The sequence below is a fragment of the Enterobacter cloacae complex sp. 2024EL-00227 genome (assembly GCF_043945315.1).
GTDB classification, from domain to species: domain Bacteria; phylum Pseudomonadota; class Gammaproteobacteria; order Enterobacterales; family Enterobacteriaceae; genus Enterobacter; species Enterobacter roggenkampii.
The window spans coordinates 144,430-157,777 of the sequence record NZ_JBIMQP010000003.1; the positions used below are offsets into that span (position 1 = coordinate 144,430).

A 13,348-nucleotide genomic window follows, 5' to 3' on the forward strand; every position below is an offset into this window, starting at 1 on the left:
TAAAGGCGCATTTCACCACTGAGAAACAATTAATTTACATTTGGTTTGCCGGAAAACAGATATATAAAACCCTGCTAAGAATAAGACTTTAAGGAGGCAATCAGCGATTCCACCTGCTCCCGACGGGTAATGCGGACGAAGCGAATATGGCTATATTGCGGGTTTTGCAGGTCGGCTTCATAGCGCGTACGGTTATTACGCCAGGTTTTGATCGTCCAGATGATAATGGATTCTCTGCTGAAGAACGCGCGCCGGAAACTCTCTTTGTTTCCCGTTCCCGGCCAAAGCTCGTGTTTATGCCAGGCTCGCTTTATTGCTCGGGTGACGGCCTGCCAGAGGGTGCGGGTAAACCCATAATCCACCCAGACCACCACATCGACATCGCGCCATTTCAGCGGTCGCGTGCGGTTGTAGTTACCGTCGAGCACCCAGTCTGGCGAAGCCTGTAGCGCCTGCGCCAGCTTTGCCTGAAACTCGTCGTCCGGAGTTCCCTGCCAGTTAGCCTGCCAGTAGAGTCTGTCCATCTCGATACAGGGAATAGACAGCGCGGTCGCAATCTGCTTCGCCAGCGTGCTTTTTCCGCTCCCGCTGGTACCGATGACGTTAATTTTCACCTCAGCCTCCCTGTATTTACGAAAATGTGACCAAATGATAGTGTTTTCATCCTGTTAACGAAACGCTATTTCAGCATGACAATTTTTCCAGAGAGACGATCTCCCTCTTGCAGTTTGGCTTATGTCATTTATTTAAGCCGGTTCAAAATAACACCCACTAAAATATTTTCAATTTTATTACATTCGACAACATTAACAGATTAAAAATAATGAATGCCGGGTATTTCGGAGAGTCTCAATTTCAGCGAGAATATATCCAGGCCGTTATTAAAATAATCATACTTATCTTGCCGGAGCGCTTTCCGGATTTTTTATTCTTGCACAACATCATGGAGTTACTCATGAGGCGTAACACCCCCGTTACACAAAACGAGTATTTGCTTAACGCCGGTTCGACGTTAATGTCCACTACCGATATAAAAAGTCATATTACCTATGCTAACTCCGCTTTTATAGAAGCCAGCGGATATAAAGAAGAGCATCTTCTGGGGGAGCCGCATAACCTCATCCGCCATCCCGACATGCCTGCCGAAGCGTTTGGCGACATGTGGTTTACCCTCCAGCAGGGCGAGACCTGGACAGGTCTGGTGAAGAACCGTCGTCATAATGGCGATCACTACTGGGTGCGGGCCAACGTGACGCCGGTCTGGCAGGGGGAATCCCTGACCGGCTATATTTCGGTGCGCAATATCCCCTCACGGGAAGAGATCGCGGCCAGTGAAAAACTGTATGCAAAAGTGCGTAATAACGAATTAAAACATCATCGTTTTTATAAAGGACTGTTCGTTCGGCGCGGTTTATTTTCCTTTTTGTCGCTCTTTAAATGTCTCAGTACCGGAAAACGAATTCAGCTTGGTATTACTGTGACAGCATTACTTTCCTGCCTGGCGATGTATTTATTCCGCGATCGTCTCGTTCAGGCCACCGCTCTGGTGCTGCTTTTTTCTGCGCTGTCCTGTTATCTCCATGCGCAGATCGCCCGGCCGGTAAAATCCATTGTTCAACAGATGCAGCGCGTGGTTTCAGGACGTAAAACGGACTATTACCATTTTGACAGGATCGATGATATCGGGCTGATGATGCGCCTGGTGAATCAGTCTGGTTTAAACCTGAACTCGCTGGTTGATGATGTCGGGGCGCAAATCAGCGGTATTGGCACCATCAGCCAGCAGGTCGCGAAAGAAGGTGCGGCGCTGCAGACGCGCTCTGAGGAAACCGCCGATTTCTTGCAGCAAACCGCATCTGCGGTGGAAGAGATCGCCAGCGCCGTGAAGCAGACGGCCGAAACCGCGAACGAGGCGATTCAGATGGCGGATCGCACCCGCGACAGCGCCCACTGCGGTGAAGCGATGATGAAAGAGACCATCGGTATGATGCAGTCCGTTTCGCAGGATAACGGCCAGATCGTCGATATTATCAGCGTTATCGATCGTATTGCCTTCCAGACCAATATTCTTGCGCTGAATGCCGCCGTGGAAGCGGCGCGCGCGGGTGAAGCCGGCCGCGGCTTTGCCGTGGTCGCGGCTGAGGTGCGCAATCTTGCGCAGCACTCCGCGACGGCGGCGAAAGAGATCAAAGCGCTGATCGAGAAAAACGTTGCCAGCGTCAACGCTGGCGTGGAGAAGGTGGGACAAACCGAATCACAGCTGACGGTTATGATCGACAACGTGCTGCGGGTCTCCTCCCTGATTAAGGAGATCGGCCACGCTACGCAGGAGCAAACCCAGGCGCTGACGCTCATCAACGCCTCCCTCTCCCGTATCGGCGCAATGACCCAGAGCAATACGGGGATGGTGGATAACGTCACTCACGCCGCGAATCACCTGACGCAGCGGACGACGCGCCTGAAGCAGGCAATTGCCGTTTTTGGCGGTTAGCCGTTCGGGTACTGCTCGTCGGTCACTTTTTCCAGCCATGTTACCGGGCTGCCGTTTACCGCTTCGGCGATGGCAATATGCGTCATCGCCGTTTGCGCACTTGCGCCGTGCCAGTGCTTCACGCCGGATGGGATCCAGGCGATATCGCCCTGATTCAGGATTTCCGCCTCTTCGCCCCACGCCTGTAGCCAGCCGCGACCCTGCGTCACAATCAGCGTTTGTCCCAGGGGATGCGTATGCCAGGCCGTGCGCGCGCCCGGCTCAAAGGTTACGGTTGCCCCGCCGACGCTGGCAGGTTCGGTCGCCTGAAAGGGCGCGTCAATGCGAACATCCCCGGTGAACCAGGCTTCCGGTCCTCGTACTGAAGGTAATGAACCGCTGCGGATAATTTTCATCTTTTGCTCCTCGTTGACTGTTGCGTTAACAGTAGCGCAAAGCACTCCGCAGCATTAGGGTGCATAATCAGATAGGACACATGACTGAAACTCATAAATAGAACCGCGATGCTAAAAGATAATTTCAACGATCTGCTCTCCTTTATGGTGGTGGCCCGCGAGCGCAGCTTTACGCGCGCAGCGGCGCAGCTGGGCGTCTCGCAATCGGCACTGAGCCATGCGATGCGCAAGCTTGAAGCGCGATTAGACGTTCGCCTGTTAACCCGCACAACCCGCAGCGTGGTTCCGACACCCGCGGGTGAGCAGCTTTTTTCGCGCCTCAGCCCGCATCTGCTGGAGATCGAACAGGAACTCACGGCGCTTCGCAGCAGCCGCGACAAACCCGCAGGCGCTATCCGCATCGTCGCCGGCGAGCACGCGATGGACGCTGTGCTCTGGCCGGTACTGAAGGCTTTTATGCTGCAATATCCTGACATTAACGTCGAAGTGACGGTCGACAATGGCCTGACAGATATCGTCGATGGCCGCTTCGACGCGGGGGTTCGCCTGGGTGAACAGGTGGCAAAAGACATGATTGCGGTGCGGATTGCGCCGGACATGCGCATGGCGGTCGTCGGCTCCCCGGATTACCTGGCTCGTTTTGGCGTGCCGCTCGTGCCGGAGCAGCTGGGTGAACACCGCTGTATCAATCTCCGCCTGCCCACCCGAGGGGGATTGTATGACTGGGAATTTGAGCGCGACGGGCGCGAGCTTCGCGTGCGGGTTGACGGACAGCTTACGCTCAATAACCTGTCGCAGCGCATCGACGCCGCGGAGAATGGTCTCGGATTAGCCTACGTGCCCGAGTCCTCGGTTCTGGACGCTCTGAATCAGGGACGGCTGGTCAGGGTCCTTGAATCGTGGTGCCCCACGTTTGAAGGATACCACCTCTATTATCCGAGCCGTCGGCAGCACACAACCGCGTTCAGGTTACTTCTCGATGCCCTGCAGCAGCAAAAATTTATACCATCTGGTAATAATTAAGAGAATCTGATGATTAAATAATCAACCCCACCATTGTTTTGACTAAAAACTCATCACGTTTCAGCGTGTTGTGATCCCCGTCTGCTCTGACCACACGATTTCCTTCGACGTGCATCACTTTCGGCACGGTTATATTTTGCGTCGCTTATGAATTGCAGGTAGGATGCCTCGCCATGTTTCGCCTTATCCATACGCAGAATGACTGGGAAGGCGACATGTGTTTGCGCAGAAGCAATCGTTTGTATTGCGCTCTGCCAGGCAGGACTATCACGATAATGGTTCAGACAGGCAAACAGGTAACTCAATGAAAACAAGCAATAAAAGCGCAGCCGATCATCACGCTGCTAAACGTCGCTGGTTGAACTCCCACGAAGAGGGCTACCACAAAGCGATGGGCAACCGTCAGGTTCAAATGATCGCCATCGGCGGCGCTATCGGAACGGGTCTGTTTTTAGGTGCGGGTGCACGTCTGCAGATGGCTGGCCCGGCTCTCGCCCTGGTCTATCTGGTGTGCGGGATCTTCTCTTTCTTCATTCTCCGCGCGCTGGGCGAGCTGGTACTGCATCGCCCTTCCAGCGGCAGCTTCGTCTCTTACGCCCGTGAATTCCTCGGTGAAAAAGCCGCTTACGTCGCGGGCTGGATGTACTTCGTCAACTGGGCGATGACCGGTATCGTCGACATCACCGCCGTTGCGCTGTATATGCACTACTGGGGCGCGTTTGGCGATGTGCCGCAGTGGGTCTTTGCGCTTGGCGCCCTGGCGATTGTCGGCACCATGAACATGATCGGCGTGAAGTGGTTCGCGGAGATGGAGTTCTGGTTTGCGCTGGTTAAAGTGCTGGCCATCGTGGTGTTCCTGGTCGTGGGTACCGTCTTCCTCGGCAGCGGTAAGCCGCTGGATGGCAATGCCACCGGCTTCCACCTGATAACCGATAACGGCGGATTCTTCCCGCACGGTCTGCTGCCTGCGCTGGTGCTGGTTCAGGGCGTCGTGTTCGCCTTCGCCTCCATCGAGCTGGTGGGCACCGCAGCAGGTGAATGTAAAGATCCGCAGACGATGGTGCCAAAAGCCATCAACAGCGTGATCTGGCGTATCGGTCTGTTCTACGTCGGTTCCGTGGTGCTGCTGGTGCTGCTGCTGCCGTGGAACGCCTATCAGGCGGGTCAGAGTCCATTCGTCACCTTCTTCTCGAAGCTGGGCGTGCCGTACGTGGGCAGCATCATGAACATCGTGGTCCTGACCGCAGCGCTCTCCAGCCTGAACTCCGGCCTCTACTCGACCGGCCGTATCCTGCGCTCCATGTCCATGGGCGGTTCTGCGCCGAAGTTCATGTCGAAGATGAGCAAGCAGCACGTGCCGTACGCCGGTATTCTGGCGACGCTGGTGGTCTATGTCTTCGGCGTGTTCCTGAACTATCTGGTGCCGTCTCAGGTATTCGAAATCGTTCTGAACGTGGCGGCACTGGGGATTATCGCGTCCTGGGGCTTTATCGTGGTCTGCCAGATGCGTCTGCGCAAGGCGATTAAAGAAGGCAAAGCCGCTGACGTCAGCTTTAAGCTGCCTGGCGCGCCGGTGACCTCCTGGCTCACCCTGCTCTTCCTGTTCAGCGTGCTGGTGCTAATGGCGTTCGACTACCCGAACGGCACCTACACCATCGCGACCATTCCGCTGCTGGCCGTGCTGCTGATTGCGGGCTGGTTCGGCGTGCGTAAACGCGTTCATGAAATTCACAGCACCGCGCCGGTTCATCCTGACGATGAAAAACACGACGCCCCGCTGGTAGAAGAAACCTCGCGTTAATAAAAAAGCCGGGTGGCGGCTTCGCCTTACCCGGCCTACATTTCATGGTTTTGTAGGCCCGGTAAGCGGCAGCGCCACCGGGCAATCCCATCTTACAGAGCAATACGCATCACATCGTCAGGCTGGGTGGCTTCCTGCTGGCGGGTAGATTTCTGTTTCACCGTCACGTACAGGGTTTTGCCATCCGCTGAAAGCGCCAGGCTGTTCGGGTAGACCGGCGTGTCGAAGGTTTTAGTGACCTTATACGATTTCGCGTCAATCACGCTCACCTTGCCGGCTTCACGGTGCGTCACGTAGGCTTCATTGCGGGTCGGGTTAAACAGGACCGCCAGGGATGCCGGCGCGGCGATTTTCTCGATCACGCTACCGTCTTTCAGGCTCACCACCAGCACTTCCGGCTGTTTTGAATCGGTCAGGAACGCGCGCTGACCAGCAGTGTCGAGGCTCAGGTTCAGGTAGAAGTGCTCCTTCCCGTCATCCTGCACCTTTTTACGGGCAATAATTTTATTGCTGGCCGTATCAATCGTCACCAGTTCGCCGTCCGCATTCGTGGTGTACAGACGTTTCGCCTGCGCATCCAGCGCCAGGCCGGTGCTGTAGGTGCCCGTATTGGCAATGGTTTCTTTCAGCTTCAGCGTGGCGCCATCCACGACCCAAATCACGCTCTCTTTACCGACACCGGTGATGTAAATCGTGTTGCTCGCGTCATCTGCCACCAGCTGGCGCGGCTGCAGCGGTTTGACGGTTTCGCTGCGCTGACGCCCGTCCAGCACCAGCCGCCCTTTTACGTCACCCGTTTTTGCATCAATCGCGGTTACCGCGCCGTTGATCGTATTGCCGAACCACAGCGTTTGAGTCGCCTTGTCAAAGGTGGCACCAAAGGGTTTCAGATCGCTATGGATTGCCTGCGTCACGTCCAGCGTGACCGGATCAAGGCGGTAGACAACCCCGCCCTTGTCGGTTTTACGGCTTTGCGAGGTCGCCACCCACAGCGCATTCTCCTGCTGGCTCACGGCCATTTCATACGCCCCTTTGCCCACCGCTTTACGCAGTACCTCTTCGGCGGCATGCACCTGGAACGTCCCGGCAAGCAGTAAAGTGGCAGACAGCAGCGACAGGCTCAGACGCGGCGAGCACAGTTGACGTAAAGACATATCAATTCCTTTTCTGAAAAGTGGGGTTGGGCTGACATCACTTCCGGCAGACAACGTCATGGCATTGTCTTTTGATAATGAGAATAGTAATCATTAATGGGTTAAATGTGGAGTTTTTCTTTCCCGCTTCGCCTTCCATTAACGCAATGTGCGGTTATAGTTTTCAAAACTTTTACAAAACCTTTAACATATATGGACATGTTCCATTTGGTTCGTTTATACACCACAACCGGTTTTATTCATGAAAATCATTTCTGCCCGTAAGGCTTCTCTCCCGCTGCTGCTGGTTCCTGTTATTTTTGCGCCGCTCACCGCCGTGAGCGCAGAGGAACAGACCATGATCGTCAGCGCCACGCCGCAAACCGTATCGGAGCTCGATACTCCGGCCGCGGTCAGCGTCGTCAATGGCGACGATATGCGCCAGGCCGCGCCCCGCATTAACCTGTCTGAATCCCTTGGTAGCGTACCCGGGCTGCAAATTCAGAACCGTCAAAACTACGCCCAGGATCTCCAGCTTTCGATGCGCGGATTTGGCGCCCGCTCAACCTTCGGGGTGCGCGGTATCCGTATGTACGTCGATGGTATTCCAGCCACCATGCCGGACGGACAGGGTCAGACCTCCAACATCGACCTTTCCAGCGTGGAGAGCGTTGAAGTGCTGCGCGGTCCCTTCTCTGCCCTGTACGGCAACGCCTCTGGCGGCGTAATCAACATCAACACCCAAACCGGGCAGCAGCCGCCAACCATTGAAGCCAGCAGCTATTACGGCAGTTACGGGACCTGGCGCTATGGCATGAAAGCCACCGGCGCGATGGGTGACGGCACCCACGCCGGGGACGTGGATTACACCGTCTCCACCACCCGCTTCACCACCAAAGGCTACCGCGACCACAGCGGCGCGCGGAAAAATCTCGCTAACGCCAAACTGGGTGTACGCATTGACGACGCCAGCAAGCTGACGCTGATTTTCAACAGCGTGGACATGAAGGCCAACGATCCGGGTGGACTGAATTACCAGGAGTGGCGTGACAACCCGCGTCAGTCGCCGCGCGGCGATCAGTACAACACCCGTAAGACCATCAAGCAGACCCAGGCCGGCCTGCGCTACGATCGCCAGCTCAGCGCTCAGGACGACCTGAGCGTGATGATGTACGCCGGCGAGCGTGAAATGACGCAGTATCAGTCGATTCCGTATCAGCCGCAGCTAAAAGCCACTCACTCCGGCGGGGTGATTGATATGCAGCGCCACTATCAGGGCGTGGATACCCGCTGGACACACCGCGGCGAGCTGCTGGTTCCGGTGACCTTCACCACCGGTCTGAACTACGAAAACATGAGCGAAGACCGTCGCGGATACGAGAACTTCGTGATGCGCAACGGCGTGCCGGACTACGGCGTCAAAGGCGATAAACGTCGTGACGAACGCAACCTGATGTGGAACGTCGATCCTTATCTGCAAACGAGCTGGCAGCTGACGCAGAAACTCTCTGTCGACGCGGGTGTCCGCTACAGTTCGGTCTGGTTTGATTCCAACGACCACTACGTTACGCCGGGCAACGGCGATGACAGCGGTGACGCGAGCTACCACAAGTGGCTCCCGGCGGGCGCCGTGAAGTATGCGGTGACGGATGCGTGGAACCTCTACGCTGCCGCAGGGCGTGGCTTTGAAACGCCAACCATCAACGAGCTCTCCTATCGCGCCGATAACCAGGGCGGTCTGAATATTGGCCTGAAGCCGTCCACGAATAATACGTATGAAGTGGGCAGCAAAACCCGCATCGGCAACGGCCTGCTGACGGCGGCGCTGTTCCGCACCGACACGGATGACGAGATCGTGGTGGATTCCAGTTCCGGCGGCCGTACAACCTATAAAAATGCCGGGAAAACCCGTCGTCAGGGTGTCGAAGTTTCCCTGGATCAGCAGTTCGCGGAGAACTGGAAGCTGAAGATGGCCTGGACGTACCTGGATGCCACCTACCGGACTAACGTCTGCAGCGACGCAGACTGTAACGGTAACCGTATGCCGGGGATTGCGCGCAACATGGGCTTCGCCTCGTTTGGCTGGCAGCCGGAGGAAGGCTGGTATGCGGGGACAGACGTGCGTTACATGAGCGATATCATGGCCGACGACGAAAACACCGCGAAAGCGCCGTCCTATACGGTAGTCGGGCTGAATACCGGGTATAAATTTAACTACGGCAACTGGGGAATGGACGTCTTTGGCCGCGTCGATAACCTGTTCGACAAAGAGTACGCGGGCTCGGTAATTGTCAACGAGTCCAACGGTCGTTATTACGAGCCTGCACCAGGCCGAAACTATGGCGTCGGGCTGTCGGTCTCTTATCGCTTCGAGTAAGCAAAAAGAAAAGTTTATTTTATAAATGAAATAACCCTCCTGATGGCATTAAGCCATCAGGAGTTATTCACCAGATAAATAATTAGCGGCGGTATATAGTCGCTCTAATAAATAATCTCTCAGTTAAAATATTGTCGCTGTAAAAGAGAATCTGCTTCATCAATCAACTTATCAATCGCCTTCTGGCTCGCATCAACATCTCTCCGCTCAAGGGCCGAAAGAAGCTCGTCATAGTGATACGTTGCCGTTTTGATGTCGTTAAGTTCGTGATGCAGGTAGTTCATGCAGGGCCCGATGCGGACCCATAGCTGTTCAATTAAGGCATTAAGCGTAGGCATTTCCGCATACTGATAAAGCGTAAACCTGAAGATACGATTCGCATGCAATGCCTGCTGAACGTTTCCATTGCGCATGGCATCATGGAAAGCCTCTGACATTTTGCGCAACGCCTCCAGCTTGCCGTCTGACACCTTCTGGCATGCTGCGGCGACCGCCATTGGCTCAAGCTGTTTTCTGATGGCGTTAATCTCGTTATAACGCTCCAGCGTCACTTCAGGGACCAGGAATGCCTGTGCGGGCGTGGCGTGAAGCGCGCCTGAGGAGACCAGGCGCAACAGCGCTTCGCGGACCGGCGTAATACTGGTGCCTAATTTATCAGCAATCTCTTTCGTAATCAGTCGTGCTCCTGGTTTGAGAGAGCCTGTAATTAACGCCCCTTTCAAACTGTGTTCAACCTGCATGGTAAGGCTAACCCTTTGGGCTTTTTCTAAGTGATCCAAATCAAGCATGTGGAATTCCTGTAGCTAAAACTTAATGCTATTTTTAAACGCCAGTTTTAATAAAACGGCGCCGGTACGATATATCCTGTATCGTCATGCCTGGTGGTGGGAAGTACAAAAAACAGCAAAAAAAGTAAACGTCATTTTTTTTATCGTTTTCGGGCTCATCGGGGATGATGGCGCGAAAAGTCATGTCCAGTAATTAAAGACAATATATCGTATCTTCACAAATAAATATGGCGGGAACCCCCGCCATATTGCGCTTTATTTATTGTCACTCGCGACGCGAATCACGACTTTGCCGAAGTTTCGTCCTTCCAGCAGGCCAATGAGCGCCTCGGGGGCGTTTTCCAGCCCGTCCGTGACCTGTTCGCGATAGTGGATTTTTCCCTCCTGCACCCAGCGCCCCATCTCTTCCTGGAACTCATGGATGCGATGTCCATAGTCCTGGCCGATGATAAAGCCCTGCATCCGAATGCGTTTCTTGAGAAGGGTCGCCATCAGAAGCGGCAGGCGGTCCGGCCCGTCAGGCAAGCCCGTCGCGTTGTAGCCGCTCACCAGGCCACACACCGGCACGCGCGCGGAGGTGTTCAGCAGGGGCAGCACGGCGTCAAACACTTTCCCGCCAACGTTTTCATAGTAGACATCAATGCCGTTCGGGCAGGCCTGCTTGAGCTGGTCGGCAAAATCCGCGGCGTGGTGATCCAGACACAGGTCAAACCCGAGCACCTCAACGGCATGGCGGCATTTCTCTGCGCCACCGGCGACGCCGACCACCCGGCAACCTTTGATTTTGCCGATCTGCCCAACCGTCGCGCCAACCGGGCCGGTCGCCGCCGCCACCACCAGCGTTTCACCCGCTTTCGGTTGCCCGATATCCAGCAGCCCCATATAGGCGGTAAAGCCCGGCATACCCAGTACGCCCAGCGACCAGGAAGGATGAGACGGATTTTCGCCCAGCTTCACCAGGCCGCTGCCGTCCGAGAGTTCATACTCCTGCCAGCCGCTGTAGCCCAGCACCTATTCACCGGCTTTGTAGTCGGGATGGTTTGACTGTTCAACGCGGCTGACCGTTCCCCCCACCATCACCGCACCGAGCTCAACCGGCGGTGAATAGGATGGCGCGTCGCTCATGCGACCCCGCATATAAGGATCCAGCGACAGCCAGACGGTACGAAGCAAAAGCTGCCCCGCCCCTGGTTCCGGAACAGGCTGCGTTTCCAGACGAAAATTTTCCGCGACCGGTGCGCCCTGTGGACGAGAGGCCAGCACCCAGCGGCGGTTATGCGAAACAGAGTGATTCATCAGGATCTCCTTCTGGTACAAATGTCATTACAGCCTGGCTCACGTTCGGCGTTATCGCATTAGCATTACGAGCCAGACTGATTGAGGCGTACAACCAGATAGATGCAGGTTTCGTTCGTCTCGTTAATGAACCGGCAGTCATTAGGCGGCCCCAGCTCAAGACAGTCTCCGGCGTGCATTTCGTGGCGCGTATCGCCCTCCTGAAACACCAGCTCACCGGACTGCAGCCAGATAAGCTGACGCGCCAGCGCGTAAGAAGAGGCCGGCATCGGAACATCGCTGCCCGCAGGCAGTTCAACCTGAACCAGGTCGATGGGCAGATCGGTACGGGGGGAAACATGGCGGCGAAGGTAGTGCGTCTGCGGATCGCGCCAGACGGGCTGATTTGCCAGGCGCAGCAGCTTGCCCTCCTGCATTTCGGCCCGGGCAATCAGCGTTGACATGCTGATGCCAAACGCGCCCGACAGGCGGGCAAGCAAGGTGGCTGTCGGGCTACTGTCCCCGCGCTCGATTTTATGGATCATGGCGCGGGAGACGCCTGCCCGGTCCGCCAGTTCGCTCAGGGACCACCCGCGAGACTCGCGTTCAAGGCGAATTCTTGCGCTAATCCGTTGATTCATTGTGTCTGTTATGGTGTTCATGACGTCATACTATAGTGTATGAACGGCAATTCAATGGGCTTTTGATAACAAAAAAATATGGCTTATACCGTAGCGATCGGGCGATACAGTTGTGTAATATCGTAGCGATAACGTAATACTATAGTGAACAACACACAGAGGCTTCATCATGATCGTTCGTCATGCCTGCAAAGAAGACTGCGCTGCGATAGGCGAGATTTACAACCACGCGGTGCTGCACACTGCCGCGATCTGGAACGATAAAACCGTCGATACCGATAACCGCATCGCCTGGTTTGAGGCGCGCTCGCTTGCGGGCTACCCGGTTCTGGTGAGCGAGGAAGACGGCGTAATCACCGGCTACGCCTCTTTCGGCGACTGGCGCGCCTTTGACGGTTTCCGTCATACGGTTGAGCACTCGGTCTACGTCCACCCGGCCCATCAGGGCAAAGGGATTGGCCGCACGCTGATGAAGGCGCTGATTAACGAGGCCCGCGCCATCGGGAAACACGTGATGGTGGCCGGGATTGAAGCGCAAAACCATGCCTCGATTCATCTCCATGAAACGCTCGGCTTTGTGACGACCGGACAAATGCCGCAGGTGGGAACCAAGTTTGGCCGCTGGCTGGACTTAACCTTTATGCAGCTGCAGCTGGACGAGCGCAGCGACCCGGACGCGATCCCATGAATCAGTCACTGACGCTGGCGTTTCTGGTGGCGGCGGGCATTGGCCTGGTGGTGCAAAACACCCTGATGGTGCGTATCACCCAGTCCTCCTCCACCATTCTAATCGCGATGCTGCTGAATTCGCTGGTCGGCATCGTGCTGTTTGTCAGCATTCTGCTGCTGAAACAGGGCGTCGCCGGGTTCAGCGAGCTCGCCGCAACGGTGCGCTGGTGGACGCTTATCCCGGGGCTGCTGGGGTCGTTTTTTGTGTTTGCCAGCATCAGCGGCTATCAGAACGTTGGCGCGGCGACGACCATCGCCGTGCTGGTGGCAAGCCAGCTGATTGGCGGGCTGGTGCTGGACGTGCTGAGGAGCCAGGGCATCCCGCTGCGCGCCCTGATCGGCCCGGTGTGCGGCGCGGTGATGCTGGTGGTCGGGGCCTGGCTGGTGGCGCGACGCCAGTTTTGATGGTTACAGTATGGTGCCGCCTTTCGTCAGCTGTTCCTCACGCGCGTCCATCTCCTCTTTATGCTGCTTACCGTGGTGCGAAATCGCGGTGCGCAGACGCTGCTGCTGAGTGTAGCGCTCTTCACGGCTCAGCTCCGCATCATCGCTTAATTCAATCAGCAGTTCGTTCATGTGGGTAATCACGCTCTCTTCGATGGCGGCATCGACGCGGGCGATAACTTCGTTTAAATGTGACATTGTCACTCCTCGTTATGTGCCCGGTGGCGCTACGCTTACCGGGCCTACAGGTG

Annotated in this window: 12 protein-coding genes and 1 pseudogene; 6 read left to right on the top strand and 7 right to left on the bottom strand. The window is 55.9% G+C overall.

Going from position 1 to position 13,348, the window contains the following annotated elements; translation table 11 throughout:
- Positions 1 to 74: 74 nt before the first annotated feature.
- Entirely contained in the window at positions 75 to 614 is a 540-nt protein-coding gene (locus ACHH0Z_RS06390; protein ID WP_045410324.1) for an AAA family ATPase, read from the bottom strand.
- A 341-nt stretch (positions 615 to 955) separates the two neighbouring features.
- On the opposite strand from ACHH0Z_RS06390, the gene ACHH0Z_RS06395 reads away from it, so the two are divergent.
- Complete coding sequence (locus ACHH0Z_RS06395) at positions 956 to 2,491, top strand: methyl-accepting chemotaxis protein (RefSeq protein WP_045410326.1); 1,536 nt, start codon at positions 956 to 958, stop codon at positions 2,489 to 2,491.
- On the opposite strand, the gene ACHH0Z_RS06400 is transcribed toward ACHH0Z_RS06395, so the two are convergent.
- Positions 2,488 to 2,886: a cupin domain-containing protein gene (locus ACHH0Z_RS06400; RefSeq protein ID WP_023292304.1), complete on the bottom strand. Its 399-nt coding sequence runs from the start codon at positions 2,884 to 2,886 to the stop codon at positions 2,488 to 2,490. The genes ACHH0Z_RS06395 and ACHH0Z_RS06400 overlap by 4 nt on opposite strands.
- A 108-nt stretch (positions 2,887 to 2,994) precedes the next feature.
- On the opposite strand from ACHH0Z_RS06400, the gene ACHH0Z_RS06405 reads away from it, so the two are divergent.
- A complete protein-coding gene (locus ACHH0Z_RS06405) occupies positions 2,995 to 3,909 on the top strand; it encodes a LysR family transcriptional regulator (protein WP_008501773.1) in 915 nt (304 codons plus the stop codon).
- A gap of 304 nt (positions 3,910 to 4,213) precedes the next feature.
- Entirely contained in the window at positions 4,214 to 5,710 is a 1,497-nt protein-coding gene (gene ansP / locus ACHH0Z_RS06410; RefSeq protein ID WP_008501774.1) for an L-asparagine permease, read from the top strand.
- Between the two features lie 92 nt (positions 5,711 to 5,802).
- Here ansP and ACHH0Z_RS06415 read toward each other — a convergent pair whose 3' ends face one another.
- Complete coding sequence (locus ACHH0Z_RS06415) at positions 5,803 to 6,864, bottom strand: YncE family protein (protein WP_023292302.1); 1,062 nt, start codon at positions 6,862 to 6,864, stop codon at positions 5,803 to 5,805.
- 241 nt (positions 6,865 to 7,105) lie between these two features.
- Between ACHH0Z_RS06415 and pqqU the strand changes: the two genes are divergently transcribed.
- Positions 7,106 to 9,220, top strand: coding sequence for a TonB-dependent receptor PqqU (pqqU, locus tag ACHH0Z_RS06420; RefSeq protein ID WP_023292301.1), 2,115 nt, complete (start codon positions 7,106 to 7,108; stop codon positions 9,218 to 9,220).
- Positions 9,221 to 9,339: 119 nt separating this feature from the next.
- Here the strand turns inward: pqqU and ACHH0Z_RS06425 are convergent, their stop codons facing one another.
- The 3 genes and pseudogenes from ACHH0Z_RS06425 to ACHH0Z_RS06435 form a co-directional block, all read right to left on the bottom strand.
- A complete protein-coding gene (locus ACHH0Z_RS06425; RefSeq protein ID WP_045410329.1) occupies positions 9,340 to 10,008 on the bottom strand; it encodes a GntR family transcriptional regulator in 669 nt (222 codons plus the stop codon).
- 255 nt (positions 10,009 to 10,263) lie between these two features.
- Positions 10,264 to 11,304, bottom strand: a pseudogene (locus ACHH0Z_RS06430) (NADP-dependent oxidoreductase).
- Between the two features lie 65 nt (positions 11,305 to 11,369).
- Positions 11,370 to 11,945 (bottom strand): helix-turn-helix domain-containing protein, encoded by a 576-nt coding sequence (locus ACHH0Z_RS06435; protein WP_008501301.1) that lies wholly within the window; start codon positions 11,943 to 11,945, stop codon positions 11,370 to 11,372.
- Positions 11,946 to 12,093: 148 nt separating this feature from the next.
- Here ACHH0Z_RS06435 and ACHH0Z_RS06440 point away from each other — a divergent pair, with 148 nt between their 5' ends.
- Positions 12,094 to 12,612 carry a GNAT family N-acetyltransferase gene (locus ACHH0Z_RS06440; protein ID WP_023292298.1) on the top strand — a complete coding sequence of 173 codons (519 nt, stop codon included), beginning with the start codon at positions 12,094 to 12,096 and terminating at the stop codon, positions 12,610 to 12,612.
- The gene (locus ACHH0Z_RS06445; RefSeq protein WP_023292297.1) at positions 12,609 to 13,058 is read left to right on the top strand and encodes a DMT family transporter; all 450 of its coding nucleotides are present in this window, start codon (positions 12,609 to 12,611) and stop codon (positions 13,056 to 13,058) included. The genes ACHH0Z_RS06440 and ACHH0Z_RS06445 overlap by 4 nt, the downstream gene beginning before the upstream one ends.
- Before the next feature lie 3 nt (positions 13,059 to 13,061).
- Here the strand turns inward: ACHH0Z_RS06445 and ACHH0Z_RS06450 are convergent, their stop codons facing one another.
- Positions 13,062 to 13,295 (bottom strand): YdcY family protein, encoded by a 234-nt coding sequence (locus ACHH0Z_RS06450; RefSeq protein ID WP_023292296.1) that lies wholly within the window; start codon positions 13,293 to 13,295, stop codon positions 13,062 to 13,064.
- Positions 13,296 to 13,348: the final 53 nt, after the last annotated feature.

Excerpts from the sequence above, each read along its gene's own strand:
- ACHH0Z_RS06440 (WP_023292298.1), top strand. The coding sequence starts at position 12,094 with ATGATCGTTCGTCATGCCTGCAAAGAAGACTGCGCTGCGATAGGCGAG.
- ACHH0Z_RS06395 (WP_045410326.1), top strand. The coding sequence starts at position 956 with ATGAGGCGTAACACCCCCGTTACACAAAACGAGTATTTGCTTAACGCC.
- ACHH0Z_RS06400 (WP_023292304.1), bottom strand. The coding sequence starts at position 2,886 with ATGAAAATTATCCGCAGCGGTTCATTACCTTCAGTACGAGGACCGGAA.
- ACHH0Z_RS06450 (WP_023292296.1), bottom strand. The coding sequence starts at position 13,295 with ATGTCACATTTAAACGAAGTTATCGCCCGCGTCGATGCCGCCATCGAA.
- ACHH0Z_RS06445 (WP_023292297.1), top strand. The coding sequence starts at position 12,609 with ATGAATCAGTCACTGACGCTGGCGTTTCTGGTGGCGGCGGGCATTGGC.
- ansP (WP_008501774.1), top strand. The coding sequence starts at position 4,214 with ATGAAAACAAGCAATAAAAGCGCAGCCGATCATCACGCTGCTAAACGT.
- ACHH0Z_RS06425 (WP_045410329.1), bottom strand. The coding sequence starts at position 10,008 with ATGCTTGATTTGGATCACTTAGAAAAAGCCCAAAGGGTTAGCCTTACC.
- ACHH0Z_RS06415 (WP_023292302.1), bottom strand. The coding sequence starts at position 6,864 with ATGTCTTTACGTCAACTGTGCTCGCCGCGTCTGAGCCTGTCGCTGCTG.
- ACHH0Z_RS06435 (WP_008501301.1), bottom strand. The coding sequence starts at position 11,945 with ATGAACACCATAACAGACACAATGAATCAACGGATTAGCGCAAGAATT.
- pqqU (WP_023292301.1), top strand. The coding sequence starts at position 7,106 with ATGAAAATCATTTCTGCCCGTAAGGCTTCTCTCCCGCTGCTGCTGGTT.
- ACHH0Z_RS06405 (WP_008501773.1), top strand. The coding sequence starts at position 2,995 with ATGCTAAAAGATAATTTCAACGATCTGCTCTCCTTTATGGTGGTGGCC.